This is a genomic window from Pantoea sp. PNT03 (assembly GCF_014852515.1).
GTDB classification, from domain to species: domain Bacteria; phylum Pseudomonadota; class Gammaproteobacteria; order Enterobacterales; family Enterobacteriaceae; genus Pantoea; species Pantoea leporis.
In genome coordinates this window covers 1,508,929-1,526,752 of record NZ_JACVBT010000001.1, presented here as the reverse complement: position 1 = coordinate 1,526,752, position 17,824 = coordinate 1,508,929, and the positions used below count along the sequence as shown (strand labels likewise).

The 17,824-nt window shown below is 54.4% G+C and carries 17 protein-coding genes; 15 read left to right on the top strand and 2 right to left on the bottom strand.

Annotated features, from left to right (window positions below; all coding sequences use genetic code 11):
• Positions 1 to 36 precede the first annotated feature (36 nt).
• The gene (gene rne / locus IB226_RS07150; RefSeq protein WP_192234298.1) at positions 37 to 3,300 is read right to left on the bottom strand and encodes a ribonuclease E; all 3,264 of its coding nucleotides are present in this window, start codon (positions 3,298 to 3,300) and stop codon (positions 37 to 39) included.
• A 572-nt stretch (positions 3,301 to 3,872) separates the two neighbouring features.
• Between rne and rluC the strand changes: the two genes are divergently transcribed.
• Positions 3,873 to 4,829 (top strand): 23S rRNA pseudouridine(955/2504/2580) synthase RluC, encoded by a 957-nt coding sequence (gene rluC, locus IB226_RS07145; protein WP_101760840.1) that lies wholly within the window; start codon positions 3,873 to 3,875, stop codon positions 4,827 to 4,829.
• Positions 4,830 to 4,840: 11 nt separating this feature from the next.
• On the opposite strand, the gene IB226_RS07140 is transcribed toward rluC, so the two are convergent.
• Complete coding sequence (locus IB226_RS07140; protein WP_192234296.1) at positions 4,841 to 5,425, bottom strand: nucleoside triphosphate pyrophosphatase; 585 nt, start codon at positions 5,423 to 5,425, stop codon at positions 4,841 to 4,843.
• A gap of 140 nt (positions 5,426 to 5,565) precedes the next feature.
• Between IB226_RS07140 and yceD the strand changes: the two genes are divergently transcribed.
• The 14 genes from yceD to ptsG all read left to right on the top strand — a co-directional run bounded on the left by yceD (position 5,566) and on the right by ptsG (position 17,747).
• Complete coding sequence (gene yceD / locus IB226_RS07135; RefSeq protein ID WP_192234294.1) at positions 5,566 to 6,087, top strand: 23S rRNA accumulation protein YceD; 522 nt, start codon at positions 5,566 to 5,568, stop codon at positions 6,085 to 6,087.
• A gap of 14 nt (positions 6,088 to 6,101) precedes the next feature.
• Positions 6,102 to 6,272 carry a 50S ribosomal protein L32 gene (gene rpmF, locus IB226_RS07130; RefSeq protein ID WP_007885783.1) on the top strand — a complete coding sequence of 57 codons (171 nt, stop codon included), beginning with the start codon at positions 6,102 to 6,104 and terminating at the stop codon, positions 6,270 to 6,272.
• A gap of 26 nt (positions 6,273 to 6,298) precedes the next feature.
• Entirely contained in the window at positions 6,299 to 7,339 is a 1,041-nt protein-coding gene (plsX, locus tag IB226_RS07125) for a phosphate acyltransferase PlsX (protein ID WP_008103068.1), read from the top strand.
• A complete protein-coding gene (locus IB226_RS07120) occupies positions 7,340 to 8,293 on the top strand; it encodes a beta-ketoacyl-ACP synthase III (RefSeq protein WP_110865925.1) in 954 nt (317 codons plus the stop codon). It begins immediately after the preceding gene.
• Positions 8,294 to 8,309: 16 nt separating this feature from the next.
• Positions 8,310 to 9,242 carry an ACP S-malonyltransferase gene (fabD, locus tag IB226_RS07115; protein WP_101760836.1) on the top strand — a complete coding sequence of 311 codons (933 nt, stop codon included), beginning with the start codon at positions 8,310 to 8,312 and terminating at the stop codon, positions 9,240 to 9,242.
• 10 nt (positions 9,243 to 9,252) lie between these two features.
• On the top strand, positions 9,253 to 9,987 hold the full coding sequence (fabG, locus tag IB226_RS07110; protein ID WP_007885776.1) for a 3-oxoacyl-ACP reductase FabG: 735 nt from the start codon (positions 9,253 to 9,255) through the stop codon (positions 9,985 to 9,987).
• A 153-nt stretch (positions 9,988 to 10,140) separates the two neighbouring features.
• Positions 10,141 to 10,377 carry an acyl carrier protein gene (gene acpP, locus IB226_RS07105; RefSeq protein ID WP_101760835.1) on the top strand — a complete coding sequence of 79 codons (237 nt, stop codon included), beginning with the start codon at positions 10,141 to 10,143 and terminating at the stop codon, positions 10,375 to 10,377.
• A gap of 86 nt (positions 10,378 to 10,463) precedes the next feature.
• Positions 10,464 to 11,705: a beta-ketoacyl-ACP synthase II gene (gene fabF, locus IB226_RS07100; protein ID WP_192234292.1), complete on the top strand. Its 1,242-nt coding sequence runs from the start codon at positions 10,464 to 10,466 to the stop codon at positions 11,703 to 11,705.
• 76 nt (positions 11,706 to 11,781) lie between these two features.
• A complete protein-coding gene (gene pabC / locus IB226_RS07095) occupies positions 11,782 to 12,594 on the top strand; it encodes an aminodeoxychorismate lyase (protein WP_192234289.1) in 813 nt (270 codons plus the stop codon).
• Positions 12,591 to 13,610: an endolytic transglycosylase MltG gene (gene mltG, locus IB226_RS07090; protein ID WP_192234287.1), complete on the top strand. Its 1,020-nt coding sequence runs from the start codon at positions 12,591 to 12,593 to the stop codon at positions 13,608 to 13,610. Before pabC ends, mltG begins: the two co-directional genes overlap by 4 nt.
• Positions 13,600 to 14,235 (top strand): dTMP kinase, encoded by a 636-nt coding sequence (gene tmk, locus IB226_RS07085; RefSeq protein WP_192234285.1) that lies wholly within the window; start codon positions 13,600 to 13,602, stop codon positions 14,233 to 14,235. The genes mltG and tmk overlap by 11 nt, the downstream gene beginning before the upstream one ends.
• Positions 14,232 to 15,221 (top strand): DNA polymerase III subunit delta', encoded by a 990-nt coding sequence (gene holB, locus IB226_RS07080; protein ID WP_192234283.1) that lies wholly within the window; start codon positions 14,232 to 14,234, stop codon positions 15,219 to 15,221. The genes tmk and holB overlap by 4 nt, the downstream gene beginning before the upstream one ends.
• Before the next feature lie 15 nt (positions 15,222 to 15,236).
• Complete coding sequence (locus IB226_RS07075) at positions 15,237 to 16,028, top strand: metal-dependent hydrolase (RefSeq protein ID WP_154181483.1); 792 nt, start codon at positions 15,237 to 15,239, stop codon at positions 16,026 to 16,028.
• 285 nt (positions 16,029 to 16,313) lie between these two features.
• Positions 16,314 to 17,747 carry a PTS glucose transporter subunit IIBC gene (gene ptsG / locus IB226_RS07070; protein ID WP_192234281.1) on the top strand — a complete coding sequence of 478 codons (1,434 nt, stop codon included), beginning with the start codon at positions 16,314 to 16,316 and terminating at the stop codon, positions 17,745 to 17,747.
• The last annotated feature ends 77 nt before the right edge of the window (positions 17,748 to 17,824 follow it).

Here is a 17,824-nt window from a genome sequence, read left to right as displayed (position 1 = left end):
CTGGCCGGGGTTTGATGTTGACTGACTTGCCAGAGGTTACGCGCTTTCCGGACGGGTTGCCGGTGCGGTTGCCTGATGCGTCGCGCTGTGACCACCGGCTGAGCCGCGGCCCTCGAAGCCAAAGGCTGGACGGACCCAGTCGCTGTTGCGAACCGGTTCAGGTTCCCACGCCGGTGCCGGTGCTTTGGTCATCGGTGCGGTAGCGTGATGCTTGAAGCGCGTCTCAACCGTGGTTACTGCGGTATCACGTGCCGCAACCGGCGCATGAGGTTCAGTGACTGGCGTGACTTCGGCTTCAGCGGCAACTGGCGCAGCCAGCACGTCTTCAACCTGAGCTTCAACTGCTGGCGATACATCGATCGGCGCCTGTTCAACAACTGCAGCCACTTCGCTTACTTCAGGCTTCGCTTCTTCAGCCACGGCAGCCGGTTCCGCTTCAGCCGCGGTTTCCTGTGCAACCTGTTCGTCAGCAGCAGAGATCACTGATGGCTCTTCGTTAACGGGCGCGGCAATCGGCGTGACGTCATCCGTATTCACCACGGGCACATCGGTGTGCGCCTGCGGTTCAACCTGATGTACGGCTTCTTCAGCGGCAACCTGCTCAACGGCCGGTTCAACAGCGGCAGCGGGTTGAGTCTCGGCATCCGGTGTTTGCTGGTAACCGTAATCCGACACTTCATGCATCGCATCTTGCGTGCTGTACTCTTCCTGCGCTTGCGCAACCGGGTAAGAGATCCACACTTTGCCTGACGCCATTTCTGGTGAAGCAGCAGCAGATTCCAGCGGCATTGCAGACTGCGTTGGGTAACGCTCGTCACGATAGCGACGACGACGCTGACCGCTTACGCGCAGATGACGCGGTGAACGACGTGAACGGCGCGGCATATTGGCGCTATCACGGTTATCGCTATCATCTTGCTCGTCATTGCTGGCTTCAGGATGCTCTTTGTACTGAGCACGCGGCGCAGTTTCAACGGCAGTATCATGAACCACCGGCGCTTCGACAGTGATGTCAGGCGTTTCGCCAACACGCACGCGCTGTGACAGCTGACGCTGCTTACGACGCGGCATGACCTGAACGCGTTCTTCTTCGTGCTCAACGTTTTCGTCAACCGCAGGCGCCTGAACAACCGGTTCAGCGGCTTTCTGATCCTGCTGCTGAGCACGTTTTTCTTCCTGACGACGACGCTGGCGATCGGCACGCTGTTCGCGGCGCTGTTGCTGCTGCTCATCACGTTGTTCAAGCGCTTCATCGCTCAGCACTGGACGCGCTTCACGCGGCTCGTTCTGGCGCTTGTTACGACGGTTGTCCTGATTATCACGCGGTTCGCGGGCTTCGCGTGGCTCACGTGCTTCACGCGGCTCGCGCGGTTCACGACTTTCGCGCACCTGACCGTTCTCGCCATTACGCGGCGTACGTTCGCGACGGTTGTTGCGACGGTTGTTATTGTTACGACGTTCGCCACGCTGCTGGGTGTTTTCAGATTCAGCGGCAACAACGGCTGGGGTTTCCTGCTTAGTTTCAGCAGGCGCCGCAGCAGGCGCATCACCGGCAAACAGTTTCTTCAAGCCACTCAGCAGGCGAGCCACGAAACCCGTGTTGGTTACTGCAGGCGCAGCAACTGCTGGTTTGGTTTTCACTTCTGCTGCTGGCTGAGACTCTTTCACCACTTCAACCGGCGCAGGCGGCGCATCAGGCATCGCGAAGGCGGCCAGTGCTGGCTGCTCCGGACGACGACGCTCAGCGTGCTCTTCTTCAGAAGGCAGCGCCATTTCCGCTTCGTGCAGTTTCGGTAAGTGATAGCTCAGCGTTTGCGTCTCTTCGCCAGTACGAACACGCAGTACCGAGTAGTGTGGCGTTTCCATCTGATCGTTTGGCACGATGATGGCACGCACACCGCCCTGGCGTTTTTCGATGGCGCTAACGGCATCACGCTTTTCGTTCAGCAGGTAAGAGGCGACCTGAACCGGAACAATGGCATGCACTTCTTTAGTGTTGTCTTTCAGCGCTTCTTCTTCAATCAGACGCAGAATAGACAGCGACAGCGATTCGTTATCACGGATGGTGCCGGTTCCGCTGCAGCGTGGGCAGACGTGATGGCTGGATTCACCCAGTGACGGGCTCAGACGCTGACGCGACATCTCCAGCAAGCCGAAGCGTGAAATGTGGCTGATCTGAATACGCGCACGATCCTGACGTACTGCTTCACGCAGGCGGTTTTCCACCGCGCGCTGGTGGCGTACTGGCGTCATGTCGATGAAGTCGATAACAATCAGGCCGCCGAGATCGCGCAGACGCAATTGGCGTGCAATCTCATCGGCCGCTTCCAGGTTGGTGTTGTACGCGGTTTCTTCGATATCACCGCCGCGAGTAGCGCGTGCGGAGTTGATATCAATCGCCGTCAGGGCTTCGGTGCTATCGATAACAATCGATCCGCCTGATGGCAGACGCACTTCACGCTGAAAGGCGGATTCAATCTGCGATTCGATTTGGTAGTGGCTGAACAGCGGGATTTCACCGGTGTAGAGTTTGATTTTGCTGCTGAAGTCCGGACGACCCAGTGCAGCAATGTGCTGACGGGCCAGTTCCAGTACTTTTGGATTATCGATAAGGATTTCACCGATATCCTGACGCAGATAGTCGCGGAAGGCGCGCACGATAACGTTGCTTTCCTGATGGATCAGGAAAGGCGCTGGGCGGCTATCTGCGGCTTTCTTAATGGCTTCCCAGTGCTTCATACGGAAGCTGAGATCCCACTGCAGTGATTCGGCAGATTTACCCACGCCCGCAGTGCGGACGATCAATCCCATGCCGTCTGGAAGTTCCAGTGCGGAAAGTGCTTCTTTTAATTCTGTACGGTCGTCGCCCTCAATGCGGCGTGAAATACCACCGGCACGTGGGTTGTTCGGCATCAATACCAGATAGCTACCGGCCAGGGAAATAAAGGTGGTGAGTGCTGCACCTTTATTACCGCGTTCCTCTTTATCAATTTGAACGATAACTTCCTGACCTTCACGCAGCACATCTTTGATATTCGGACGACCATGTGCGTTGTAATTGGCGGGGAAGTATTCGCGGGAAATTTCTTTCAGAGGGAGGAAACCGTGACGTTCTGCACCATAATCGACAAATGCAGCTTCAAGGCTGGGTTCAACGCGGGTGATTTTACCTTTGTATATGTTGGCTTTTTTCTGTTCGTGTCCAGGACTTTCAATATCCAGATCGTACAGACGTTGTCCATCAACCAGGGCAACGCGCAACTCCTCCTGCTGAGTTGCGTTAATTAACATTCTTTTCATCGTGACTTACTCGTTATTCTCACATGAGTGATCTAGCTGCGGGCATCGTTACCCTGGACGAGAATCAACCGATGGCCCCGTGTCTTAATGCACTGACGTCAACCTCACGGTTGTCGGCGGCTAAAGGGGCGCAAATCTTGTCGGTGGCCTGTTTTTCATAAGGAAATCCAGCGCCTGAAGGTGGAAATGTTACAGAGTATTCAAAAATCCACACATCCTGGTCTGTCGTCCAGGCCGCAACCCGCAGCCCGCTAAGTGCCTGATTTAACATTACGTCTTACGCCATTGCTGCGTGTCCGTTAAATCCGGCAAAATGACTTATTTCGCTCTTTTTCCTGCCTGAATCTTTCCAAGGCAGAAACCCCTGCATTATTCCATTGCTAACTCACATTAAGCAAGGCGACTTTTGCCAAGCTGAGAAGTTTATTCATCCATAACCTGTTCATTTGCAGGGCTAATCATCGCATCGCTGAAAATGTCGCCATTTTCACCGTTTCAATACGCGACAAAGAGAGAGTTAAGCACAGAAAAAGGGGTGGCGCTATCCAGGTACACTAATTAGAATCGCCGCCATGAAAACAGAGAATCCCGGCGTACAGTATGTCGCCATCACGGCTGAAAATGCCGGACAACGAATTGATAACTTTTTGCGCACCCAGCTCAAGGGCGTGCCGAAAAGCATGATTTATCGCATTTTGCGTAAAGGCGAAGTACGGGTAAATAAAAAGCGCGTGAAACCGGAATATAAGCTGGAGGATGGCGACGAGCTGCGTATTCCGCCGGTGCGGGTTGCCGAACGCGAAGAGAATACGGTTTCACCGAAACTGGATAAAGTGGCAGCGCTCACCAATGCCATTCTGTATGAAGATGATTACCTGATGGTGCTGAATAAACCGTCGGGCACTGCGGTGCACGGTGGCAGCGGATTAAGTTTTGGCGTGATTGAAGGGCTGCGTGCGCTGCGTCCGGAAGCGCGTTTCCTTGAGTTAGTCCATCGTCTGGATCGTGATACTTCTGGCATTCTGCTGGTGGCGAAGAAGCGTTCTGCTTTGCGCTCGCTGCATGAGCAACTGCGCGAAAAGGGCATGCAGAAGGATTACCTGGCGCTGGTGCGCGGTGACTGGCCGTCGCATCTGAAAGTGGTGCAGGCTCCGCTGTTAAAGAACATTTTGCAGAGCGGCGAACGCGTGGTGCGCGTGAGTGCGGAGGGCAAACCTTCCGAGACGCGCTTTAAAGTAGAAGAGCGTTTTGGTTTCGCGACCTTAGTGAAAGCCAGCCCGGTGACGGGCCGTACCCATCAGATTCGTGTGCATACGCTGCACGGTGGCCATCCGATCGCTTTTGACGATCGTTACGGCGACCGCGACTTTGATGCACAGCTGGGTTCGACGGGCTTGTCGCGTCTGTTCCTGCATGCGGCTGCGTTGACCTTTACCCATCCCAATACCGGAGAAGTGCTGCGCATGGAAGCGCCACTGGATGGCGCACTGAAACACTGTCTTGCACAGCTGCGTCAGAAGAAAGACTGATTGTAGGGGCATCAACACAATGCGTTGATGCCCACCGCTCTTAACATCTCATTTAGCGCGATCAGCGGTAAGCCAATCAAGGTATTAGGATCGCGACCTTCTAGCCTGTCAAATAAACAAATCCCCAATCCTTCGCTTTTGAAACTGCCGGCGCATTGTAGCGGTTGTTCCTTTTCGACGTAGCCGCGAATCTCTTCGGCACTCAACTCGCGGAAATGCACGGTAAAGGGTTCGCAAATAACCGATTGTGTGTCGCTCTGCGGTTGCAGAAGCGCCAGGCCGGTATAAAAGGTGATGGCGTTACCGCTGGCGGCCGCGAGTTGCTGGCAGGCCTGCTCCACGGTATGCGGTTTACCGGTTATCTCGCCATTCAATACACAAACCTGATCGGAACCGATAATCCAGCGGTCCGGGTAACGTGCAGCCAGCGCCTGCGCTTTGGCTAATGCCAGCCGCTGCACCAGCTCGGGGGCTGATTCATGCGGCAGCGGGGATTCGTCGCAATCGGGAGCGGCGGTAATAAAAGGCAGGCCCAGTTTGCTTAGCAGCGCCTGACGAAAAGGGGAGGTAGAAGCTAAAACCAAAGGTGTCGTCATTTTTTTTCAGAATAGATAGCGTAAAGATGACAGTCATTTTAAACTATGCGCCGCACTGGATGCGACTAACGGGTGAAAGATGCCGTAAACCGGCCTTTTTCTTTGACTCTATGACGTTACAAAGTTAATATGCGCGCCCTATGCAAAAGGTAAAATTACCCCTGACGCTCGATCCGGTCCGCGCCGCGCAAAAACGCCTTGATTATCATGGTGTTTACGCACCTGAATTGGTGGCGCGCTTGGCCGAAACGGTCGTGAGTGTGGACAGTGAAGTTGAATGCGATATGTCGTTTGCGGTTGATAACCAGCGCCTCGCCGTTCTGCAAGGAACAGCCGAAGTGCAGGTGACTCTGTCATGTCAACGCTGCAACCAGTCGTTTCCACGTCATGTTCACGTAAGCTATTGCTTCAGTCCTGTCTCTTCTGATGAACAGGCCGAGGCACTACCGGAAGCCTACGAGCCAGTTGATGTCAATGATTTTGGTGAGATCGACTTGCTGGCAGTGATCGAAGATGAGCTCATCCTCGCGCTGCCCGTGGTTCCGGTGCATGATTCTGAACACTGTGAAGTGTCCGACGCGGACATGGTATTTGGTCAATTGCCTCCAGAGGCAGAAAAACTAAATCCCTTTGCCGTATTAGCCAGTTTAAAGCGTAAGTAATAGGAGTAAGGTCCATGGCCGTACAACAGAATAAACCAACCCGTTCTAAGCGTGGTATGCGTCGTTCACACGATGCGCTGACCACTGCTGCTCTGTCAGTAGATAAAGTTTCTGGCGAAACTCATCTGCGTCACCATATCACTGCGGATGGTTACTACCGCGGTCGCAAGGTTATCACCAAGTAATCCTCGCGATTACACAAGGCGATACCTTGACACGTTTGACCCTGGCAGTTGATGCCATGGGCGGGGACTTCGGTCCTTGCGTGACAGTGCCTGCAGCCTTGCAGGCACTGGCCTCTCATTCGGAGCTGGTTCTTCTTCTGGTCGGCGATCCCGACATCATCTCGTCATTTCTTGCCAAAGCGGATTCCTCGTTACAGAGGCGTGTGCAGGTTATTCCTGCCGAATCGGTTATTGCAAGTGATGCCAAACCTTCTCAGGCGATTCGTAACAGCCGCGGCAGCTCCATGCGTGTGGCGTTAGAGTTGGTCAAAGAGGGGAAAGCACAAGCCTGTGTCAGTGCGGGAAATACCGGCGCACTGATGGGCCTGGCGAAAATGCTATTAAAACCGCTGGATGGCATTGAGCGTCCGGCGTTGATGACGGTGTTGCCGCATCAGCAGCATGGCAAAACGGTGGTGCTGGATCTCGGCGCTAACGTTGAATCCGACAGCGCCATGCTGGTGCAGTTTGCGATCATGGGCGCAGTGATGGCCGAAGAAGTGTTGGAGATCGCCCAGCCGCGTGTTGCGCTGCTGAATATTGGTCAGGAAGAGACCAAAGGATTGGAAACAATCCGCGCCGCATCTGCGGTGCTGCGAGCGTCACCGCAAATCAACTATATTGGATATCTTGAGGGGAACGATCTCCTCACCGGCAAGACGGATGTGCTGGTTTGTGATGGCTTCGTTGGTAATGTCACGTTGAAGACCATGGAAGGCGTGGTAAGAATGTTCCTCTCTCTGATTAAATCGTCAGAGGAAGGAAAAAAACGGGCCTGGTGGCTAACATTGCTGGGACGCTGGATTCAAAAGCGTCTGGCGAAGCGTTTCGGCCATCTCAACCCCGACCAGTACAATGGCGCTTGTCTGTTAGGATTGCGCGGGACAGTGATCAAAAGCCACGGTGCGGCGAATCAACGTGCATTTGCCGTGGCGATAGAGCAGGCAGAGCAGACGGTGCGAAAGCAAGTCCCTGAAAGGATTGCGGCGCGCCTTGACACTGTATTAGCCAGGAGTGACAAAGCGTAGATGTTTACCAAAATTATCGGTACGGGCAGCTATTTGCCTGAGCAGATTCGCTCCAATGCGGATCTGGAAAAAATGGTCGAGACGACGGACGAGTGGATTGTCACCCGTACCGGCATCCGTGAGCGTCGTATTGCCGCTCCGGAAGAAACCGTTGCTACTATGGGCTTCACCGCAGCACAGCGCGCGTTGGAAATGGCGGGTGTGAATGCGAGCGAAATTGGCCTGATCATTGTGGCGACCACCTCTTCCAGCCATGCCTTCCCAAGTTCAGCATGCATGATCCAGCAAATGCTGGAGATTAACGATTGCGCTGCCTTCGATTTGGCCGCTGCTTGTGCGGGCTTCACCTATGCACTGAGCGTTGCCGATCAATACATTAAAAATGGTGCGGTAAAACATGCGCTGGTGATCGGTGCAGACGTGCTGGCACGTACGCTCGATCCTAACGATCGCGGCACCATCATTCTGTTTGGTGATGGCGCGGGCGCGGTGGTGCTGAGTCAAAGCGAAGAGCCAGGCATCCTTTCTACCCATCTGCACGCCGACGGCCGTTACAGCAAACTGCTGACGCTGCCGTATCAGGATCGTGCCCATCAGGATGAGCCTGCTTATCTGACGATGGCGGGGAATGAAGTCTTCAAAGTGGCCGTGACTGAACTGGCGCACATTGTGGATGAAACTCTGCAAGCCAACAATCTTGATCGTGAAATGCTCGACTGGCTGGTGCCGCATCAGGCGAATCTGCGCATTATTAGCGCAACCGCCAAAAAGCTCGGTATGGGCATGGAGAAAGTTGTGGTCACGCTGGATCGTCACGGTAATACCTCGGCCGCGTCAGTGCCAAGTGCACTTGACGAAGCGGTGCGCGATGGCCGTATCAAGCCGGGACAACTGATTCTGCTGGAAGCCTTTGGTGGCGGTTTCACCTGGGGTTCTGCGCTGGTTCGCTTTTGATTGACAGGAACGAAAGATGACGCAATTTGCTTATGTTTTCCCAGGACAGGGATCGCAGACCGTCGGCATGTTAGCCGAGCTGGCCGCTGAAAACCCGCAGGTTGAAGCCACTTTCCGTGAAGCTTCTGACGCACTGGGTTATGACTTATGGCAGCTGGTCCAGCAGGGACCAGCTGAAGAATTGAATAAAACCTGGCAGACACAGCCTGCGCTGCTGGCGGCTTCTGTTGCCATCTATCGCGTATTGCAGAGCAAAAATGCGGTGCAGCCAAGCATGATGGCCGGTCACAGCCTTGGTGAATACTCGGCGCTGGTTTGTGCCGGTGTGCTGAATTTCGCTGACGCCATTAAATTGGTTGAGCTGCGCGGCAAACTGATGCAGGAAGCGGTACCGGAAGGTACTGGCGCTATGCAGGCGATTATCGGCCTGGATGATGCATCCATCCGTAAAGCCTGTGAAGAGAGCGCTCAAGGCCAGGTGGTTTCACCGGTTAACTTCAACTCGCCGGGCCAGGTGGTTATCGCGGGCAACAAAGAAGCGGTTGAACGTGCGGGTACAGCCTGTAAAGCTGCCGGTGCCAAACGTGCATTGCCGCTGCCAGTCAGCGTGCCATCGCACTGTGCGTTGATGAAACCTGCTGCCGATAAGCTGGCAGTAGCGCTCGAAGCGATCACCTTTAGTGCGCCTTCGGTGCCGGTGGTGAATAACGTCGACGTGAAGTGTGAAACTGAAGGTGCTGCGATTCGAAGTGCGCTGGTCCGTCAGCTGTATAGCCCCGTGCGCTGGACCGAATCGGTCGAATTTATTGCTGCGCAGGGCGTTGAGCAGCTGCTGGAAGTCGGTCCAGGTAAAGTTCTGACCGGTCTGACCAAACGTATTGTGGATAGCCTGAGTGCCGCTGCGGTGAACGATTCTGTTTCACTGAGCGCTGCACTTACCCAGGAATAAGAGGAAAAACATGAGCTTTGAAGGTAAAGTAGCGCTGGTTACCGGTGCAAGCCGTGGAATTGGTCGCGCCATTGCGGAAACGCTGGCTGCGCGCGGTGCCAAAGTGGTGGGAACCGCCACCAGTGCAAGCGGTGCGGAAGCAATCAGTGCTTACCTCGGCGACAAGGGCAAAGGCCTACTGCTGAACGTTACTGATGCCGCCTCAATTGAGAGCGTCCTCGAACAAGTTCGCGCCGAATTTGGCGAAGTGGACATTTTAGTCAATAATGCAGGCATTACGCGTGACAATCTGTTGATGCGCATGAAAGACGATGAGTGGGCGGATATCCTTGATACCAACCTGACATCTGTCTTCCGTCTTTCTAAGGCGGTTATGCGTGCCATGATGAAAAAACGCGTGGGCCGTATCATTACCATCGGTTCTGTAGTTGGGACCATGGGTAACGCGGGTCAGGCAAACTATGCGGCTGCAAAAGCAGGTTTGATTGGCTTTAGCAAATCACTGGCGCGAGAAATTGCGTCACGTGGCATTACTGTAAACGTCGTGGCTCCGGGCTTTATCGAGACGGACATGACGCGTGCACTGAACGAAGATCAACGTTCGGGTATTTTGGCAGAAGTTCCCGCAGGTCGTTTAGGTGACCCGCAGGAGATTGCCAATGCTGTTGCATTCTTAGCCTCTGACGAAGCAGCCTATATCACGGGTGAAACGCTTCATGTCAATGGCGGCATGTACATGGTCTGATAATCACGAAAACATTTGCTTTATCTACGGTAAACACCGCAGAATAACGCAAAATCGTGGTTCGACCAGCCGGGATTTTGTTGCATCTTTTTCAACATTTTATACACTACGAAAACCATCGCGAAAGCGAGTTTTGATAGGAAATTAAATAGTATGAGCGATATCGAACAACGCGTTAAGAAAATCGTAGCTGAGCAGCTGGGTGTTAAAGAAGACGAAGTGATTAACACTGCTTCTTTCGTTGAAGACCTTGGTGCAGATTCTCTTGACACCGTTGAGCTGGTAATGGCTCTGGAAGAAGAGTTTGATACTGAAATTCCAGACGAAGAAGCTGAGAAAATCACTACCGTTCAGGCAGCGATCGACTACATCACTAGCCATCAAGGTTAATGAATATCTTCAGGCGGTCACCTCGACCGCCTGAGTTTTATGTTTGCCCCACATAGCGTTATTTTTTCCCTCCCTGGAGGACGTGCGTGTCTAAGCGTCGTGTAGTTGTGACTGGTCTTGGCATGTTGTCTCCTGTCGGCAATACCGTAGAGTCTACCTGGAGTGCTCTCCTTGCCGGTCAGAGCGGCATTAGCCTGATCGACCATTTTGATACTAGTGCCTACGCAACGCGTTTTGCGGGCTTAGTAAGAGATTTTAATTGCGATGATTTCATCTCGCGCAAAGATCAGCGCAAGATGGATGACTTCATCCAATACGGCATCGTTGCTGGTATTCAGGCTATGGCAGACTCCGGTCTGGTCGTAACCGATGAGAATGCTGGTCGCATTGGTGCGGCAATCGGTTCTGGTATTGGCGGACTGGGTTTAATCGAAGATAACCACAGCTCGCTGGTCAACGGTGGACCGCGCAAAATCAGCCCATTCTTTGTGCCTTCAACCATCGTCAACATGGTTGCTGGTCATCTCACCATCATGTACGGCCTGAAAGGTCCAAGCATCTCTATCGCAACTGCCTGTACGTCCGGTGTGCATAACATTGGTCATGCAGCGCGTATCATTGCGTATAACGATGCTGATGTGATGTTGGCCGGTGGTGCGGAGAAAGCCAGTACGCCACTTGGTGTCGGTGGTTTTGGTGCTGCTCGTGCGCTCTCCACGCGTAATGACAATCCTCAGGCGGCAAGCCGTCCGTGGGATAAAGATCGTGACGGTTTCGTGTTGGGTGACGGTGCTGGCATTGTCGTACTGGAAGAGTACGAACACGCTAAGAAACGTGGTGCGAAGATTTATGCTGAGATCATTGGTTTCGGCATGAGCAGCGATGCTTACCACATGACGTCACCTCCGGAAGACGGTTCAGGTGCAGCCGCGGCGATGGTTAACGCGCTACGTGACGCGCAGCTGAACGCTGAGCAGATCGGTTATGTCAACGCGCATGGCACCTCGACGCCAGCCGGTGACAAAGCGGAAGCGCAGGCGGTGAAATCGGTGTTTGGTGCGGCAGCTCACAGTGTGATGGTCAGCTCTACCAAGTCGATGACTGGCCACCTGTTGGGTGCGGCGGGTGCAGTAGAAGCGATTTATTCGATTCTGGCGCTGCGCGACCAGGCGATTCCACCGACCATCAACCTCGACAATCCTGACGAAGGTTGCGATCTGGACTTCGTGCCGCATACGGCGCGCCAGGTCATCGGACTGGAGTACACCTTGTGTAACTCCTTCGGATTTGGCGGCACTAACGGCTCGCTGATCTTCCGCAAGGTTTAATCGCTCCTCAGCCATACAGAGGCCCGCAATGCGGGCCTTTTTTATATTTTCTACCGGGCTAATCAAGGCGGCCAGCATGTGGATAAACGGCATACCGCAAACCGAGCTTTCAGCACGCGATCGCGCAGTGCAATTTGGTGATGGCTGCTTTACCACCGCCGCGGTGATTAACGGCCATGTTGTGATGCTGGATGCGCATCTGCAGCGGCTCAAAGAGGGCTGTGCAAGGCTAATGATGGATGTGCCGGATTTAGTCCAGCTCGCTACAGAAATGCATAATGCCGCTAGGGGACAAACACAGGCGGTGCTGAAGGTGATCGTGACGCCGGGCGCAGGCGGACGCGGTTACAGCCGCGCAGGCTGCCACTCACCTACGCGCATTCTTTCGCTCTCGCCGTGGCCGCAGCATTACGCCACGTTGCAACAGCAGGGCGCTGTGCTCCACACCAGCCCAATACGTCTGGCGCGCAATCCGTTGCTGGCCAGCGTAAAACACCTAAATCGCCTTGAGCAAGTGCTGATTCGCCAGCATCTTGACCAGACGGGCGGTGACGAGGCGCTGGTGCTTGACACTGGCGGGACGGTGGTGGAATGCTGTGCGGCCAATTTGTTCTGGCGTAAGGGCGACAATGTTTTTACGCCGCAGCTTGAGCAGGCTGGTGTGGATGGCATTATGCGTCGTTATCTGATGGCGCAGATGGCCGCAAATGGCCAGACTTGTCAGCTGATTGATGGCAGCAGGGACGACGTATTGAACGCCGATGAAGTGGTGATATGTAACGCCCTGATGCCCGTTTTACCCGTGCGACAAATTGACGACGTTTCATTTACCGCACGCTCGCTGTATCAGCAACTGCGCGCCAGTTGCCCGACGATGGAAGTATCATGACTCGAATGAAAAAAATTCTCGCAGGCGTTGTAATTGTCGCAGGACTCACCGCCGCCTTTGGCTATTGGCAGATTGAACGTTTAGCTGATACGCCCTTAACACTGCAGCAAGAAACCATTTACACCTTGCCCGCTGGCAGCGGTCGCGTGGTACTGGAAGCGCAACTGGAAAGTCAGAAGATCATTCCGCAAAGTATCTGGTTTGGGCCGCTGCTGAAACTGGAACCGGAACTGGCACGTTTCAAAGCCGGTACCTATCGCCTGGAAACCGGCATGACGGTGCGCCAGCTACTGCAACTGTTGGCCAGCGGTAAAGAAGCGCAGTTCCCGGTGCGTTTTATTGAAGGTTCGCGTCTTACCGAGTGGTTAGCCGAGCTACGCAAAGCGCCATACCTGAAAAACACGCTGAGCGACGATCAATTTGCCACCGTTGCCGCCGCGCTTAAGCTTGATGTTAGCCAGCTGGAAGGCGGTTTCTATCCGGATACCTATCTCTATACCGCCAATACCAGCGATGTGGCGCTGCTGGAGCGTGCCCACGCGCGCATGAACAAGCTGGTCGATGAGATTTGGCAGGGACGTATGGAAAATCTGCCTTATAAGAAAGCGCAGGACATGGTCACCATGGCGTCGATCATCGAGAAAGAGACCGGCGTGAGCGAAGAGCGCGCGCGCGTGGCGTCGGTGTTCATCAATCGACTGCGGACCGGAATGAAGCTGCAGACCGATCCCACGGTGATTTACGGCATGGGCGACAGCTACACCGGCACGCTAACGCGTAAAAATCTGGAAACGCCAACCGACTATAACACTTACACCATTAGCGGTTTACCGCCTGGGCCGATCGCGATGCCGGGCCGTGCTTCACTGGAAGCGGCTGCGCATCCGGAAAAAACCAATTACCTCTATTTTGTCGCGGATGGCAAAGGTGGACACACCTTTACCACCAATCTGGCCAGCCACAACAAAGCGGTGCAGGTTTACCGGCTGGCAATGAAGGAAAAAAATGAAAAGTAAGTTTATCGTCATTGAAGGTCTGGAAGGTGCAGGCAAAACCACCGCACGCGATGCGCTGGTTGCCGTGCTGCATGAGCACGGCATTAATGATGTCGTCTTCACGCGCGAGCCCGGCGGTACGCCGCTGGCGGAACAATTGCGTATATTGGTCAAGCAGGGCATAGACGGCGAGCAGGTGACCGATAAAGCCGAGCTGCTGATGCTGTACGCGGCACGCGTGCAGCTGGTAGAGAACGTCATCAAACCGGCGCTGGCACGCGGTGCCTGGGTGGTGGGCGATCGCCACGATCTCTCTTCCCAAGCCTATCAGGGCGGCGGACGCGGACTGGATGCGCAACTGATGACCACGCTGCGTGATGCGGTGCTGGGCGATTTCCGTCCCGATCTCACACTCTATCTCGACGTCACGCCAGAAATTGGATTGCAGCGCGCCCGCGCACGCGGTGAGCTGGATCGCATTGAGCAGGAATCATTGCGCTTCTTCGAGCGTACGCGTGAACGCTATCTGACCTTAGCTGCTCAGGATCCCTCGATACTCACCATTGATGCGACGCAAAACATTGCAAACGTGACATCGTCACTTCAACGCACCTTGCGTAGCTGGCTGGCAGGCCAATCCGCATGAATTGGTATCCGTGGTTGAATCAGCCTTATCGACAAATTATCGCCCGTCATCAAAGCGGCCAGGCGCATCACGCCTTGCTGGTACAAGCCATTGCAGGCATGGGTGACGATGCGCTGATTTGGGGCGTGAGCCGTTGGTTGATGTGTTTACAGCCGGAAGGATTGAAAAGTTGCGGCCATTGCCACGGCTGCCAGTTAATGCAGGCGCACACGCATCCCGATTGGTATCGCCTGGAAGCCGAAAAGGGGAAATCTTCGCTCGGTATTGATGCGGTGCGCGACGTCACTGAAAAGCTGTATCACTTTGCCCAGCAGGGCGGCGCAAAAATCGTTTGGTTGCCCGATGCCGCGCAGCTGACGGAAGCCGCCGCCAACGCATTATTGAAAACGCTGGAAGAACCACCGGCCAATTGCTGGTTTTTCCTCAGCGTGCGCGAATCTTCACGCCTGCTGCCTACGTTGCGCAGTCGCTGTATGACGTGGCATCTGTCGCCGCCGGAAGAGGCGCATAGTTTGCAATGGCTGCAGAAACAGCAACCGCAGCCGGAAGAGAAGCTGCGCGCTGCCTTGCGTTTGAGTAATGGCGCACCGGCCGCCGCCTTGACGCTGTTGCAGCCCGAGCGCTGGCAGGCGCGTGAAACGTTGTGTGAAACGCTGATTAAAGCACTCAACGGCGATGTGCTGCAGCTGTTACCCGCGCTAAACAGCGAAGATGTGGCCGTACGTCTCAGCTGGCTGATTTCACTGCTGGTGGATGCGATGAAAGTGCAGCAGGGCGCAAGTCAGTGGCTGAGCAACGGCGATCGTCCGGATGTGGTCACACAGTTGGCGCAAAGAATGAACAGCAGTGCGCTTAACAGCAGCGCGCAGCAATGGATGCAGTGTCGCGAACAGCTGTTGCATGTCGCCGCACTCAACCGTGAATTAATGTTGACCGATCGTTTACTCGCCTGGGGACGTTTACTGACTCCGGCAACGGTCGGCTAAGCAAAAGAGAACTCTATGTTTATTGTCGATTCCCACTGCCATCTCGATGGCCTCGATTATGAAAAGCACCATCGCGATCTGGATGATGTCATCGCCAAAGCGGCGGCGCGCGATGTGAAGTTTATGCTGGCGATTGCCACCACCTTGCCGGATTACTACAAAATCAAGCAGCTGGTAGGCGATCGTGAAAACGTCGCGCTGGCTTGTGGCGTCCATCCGCTTAATCAGGAAGCGCCGTACGACGTCGAAGAGTTCCGCCGTCTGGCCGCAGAGGATCGCGTGGTCGCGCTGGGTGAAACCGGGCTGGACTATTTCTATCAGCAGGAAACCAAAGCGCAGCAACAAGCTTCGTTTCGTGAGCACATTCGTACCGGCATTGCGCTGAATAAACCGATCATCGTGCACACGCGTGATGCGCGTGAAGACACGCTGGCGATTCTGCGCGAAGAGCAGGTAGAGAAGTGCGGCGGCGTGCTGCACTGTTTTACCGAAGATAAAGAGACCGCCGCCAAATTGCTCGATCTCGGTTTTTATATCTCTTTCTCCGGCATTCTGACTTTCCGCAACGCCGAACAGATCCGCGATGCGGCGCGCTACGTGCCGCTTGATCGTATGCTGGTGGAAACCGATTCGCCGTATCTGGCGCCGGTACCGCACCGTGGTAAAGAGAATCAGCCAGCGTTTACGCGTGATGTGGCGGATTACATGGCGGTGTTAAAAGGCGTTGATATCGAAACGCTGGCCGCTGCCACCACCGAAAATTTCTCCCGCCTGTTCCACATCCCGATGAGTCGCCTCGGCGGCTAAACGCTTTATTTCAAACGCTGTAATTAATCACCAATCACTCTCCTGCACTGCGTTTTACGGGACGCAGGCAGTGTTTTATTGCTGTTTAATAGCGCAAGTCAGTAAGAAATGACTGAAAGGAAAGGGGCGTCCTTAGCGAAATGTGATGGCCGTCAATTTAACAATTAGCGATTTATTTTACTCTTCGTAATAAATCAAAAGACGCTCAGCGTCACCCCGGCGAAGGATCCTCCCCCTAAGCCATGCGCACTGCGCAAAAAATTGCACTCATACTCAGGAGTTTCTATGTTCAAGAACGCATTTGCGAACCTGCAGAAAGTAGGTAAATCGCTGATGTTGCCGGTATCGGTTCTGCCGATTGCCGGTATTTTGTTAGGTGTTGGTTCTGCAAACTTCAGCTGGCTGCCGGAAGTGGTTTCCCACGTCATGGCCGAAGCGGGTGGTTCGGTATTTGCCAATATGCCGCTGATCTTTGCGATCGGTGTGGCGCTTGGCTTTACCAATAACGACGGCGTTTCCGCGCTGGCGGCCGTGGTTGCCTACGGCATCATGGTGAAAACCATGGCGGTGGTTGCACCGCTGGTGCTGCATATGCCTGCCGGAGAAATTGAGGCTAAGCATCTTGCGGATACCGGTGTGCTCGGCGGAATCATCGCCGGTTCCATCGCGGCGTATATGTTTAACCGCTTCTATCGCATCAAACTGCCTGAGTATCTCGGCTTCTTTGCCGGCAAGCGCTTTGTGCCGATCATCTCCGGTCTGGCGGCGATTTTCACCGGTGTGGTGCTGTCATTCATTTGGCCGCCAATCGGTACGGCGATTCAGGAATTCTCACAATGGGCAGCCTATCAAAACCCGGTCGTCGCCTTTGGACTGTACGGTCTGATTGAGCGTTCGCTGGTGCCGTTTGGTCTGCACCATATCTGGAACGTCCCTTTCCAGATGCAAATTGGTGAGTTCACCAATGCCGCAGGTCAGGTATTCCACGGTGATATCCCACGTTACATGGCAGGCGACCCAACCGCAGGTAAACTGTCTGGCGGCTTCCTGTTCAAAATGTACGGTTTGCCAGCGGCAGCGATTGCGATTTGGCATACGGCTAAACCAGAAAACCGCGCCAAAGTGGGCGGTATTATGATCTCCGCCGCGCTGACCTCGTTCCTGACCGGTATCACCGAGCCAATCGAGTTTGCCTTCATGTTCGTGGCGCCGATTCTGTATGTGATCCACGCGATTCTGGCAGGTCTGGCCTTCCCAATCTGTATTCTGCTGGGGATGCGTGATGGCACCAGCTTCTCACACGGTTTGATCGACTTTATCGTGCTGAGCGGTAACAGCAGCAAAATCTGGTTGTTCCCGATTGTGGGTATTATCTACGGCCTGATTTACTACACCGTATTCCGTTTCCTGATTGTGAAACTGAATCTGAAAACCCCTGGCCGTGAGGAGACCGCGATGGAGCAGAGCAGCGCAACCAGCAGCGAAATGGCGGGTAAACTGGTTACCGCGTTTGGTGGTAAAGAGAACATCACTAACCTTGATGCCTGTATCACGCGTCTGCGTGTCAGCGTGGCGGATGTCGGCAAGGTTGATCAGGCTGAACTGAAAAGCCTCGGCGCACGTGGTGTGGTGGTAGCAGGTTCAGGCGTTCAGGCGATTTTCGGCACCAAGTCCGATAACCTGAAAACCGAAATGGATGATTATATCCGCAGCATGTAACGGAAAAAGGCGGGCAGAGCCGGTGCGATGAAGCGGCGTCAGATCGTAAAGACGCCATAAACCATCCCTGGGGCTCG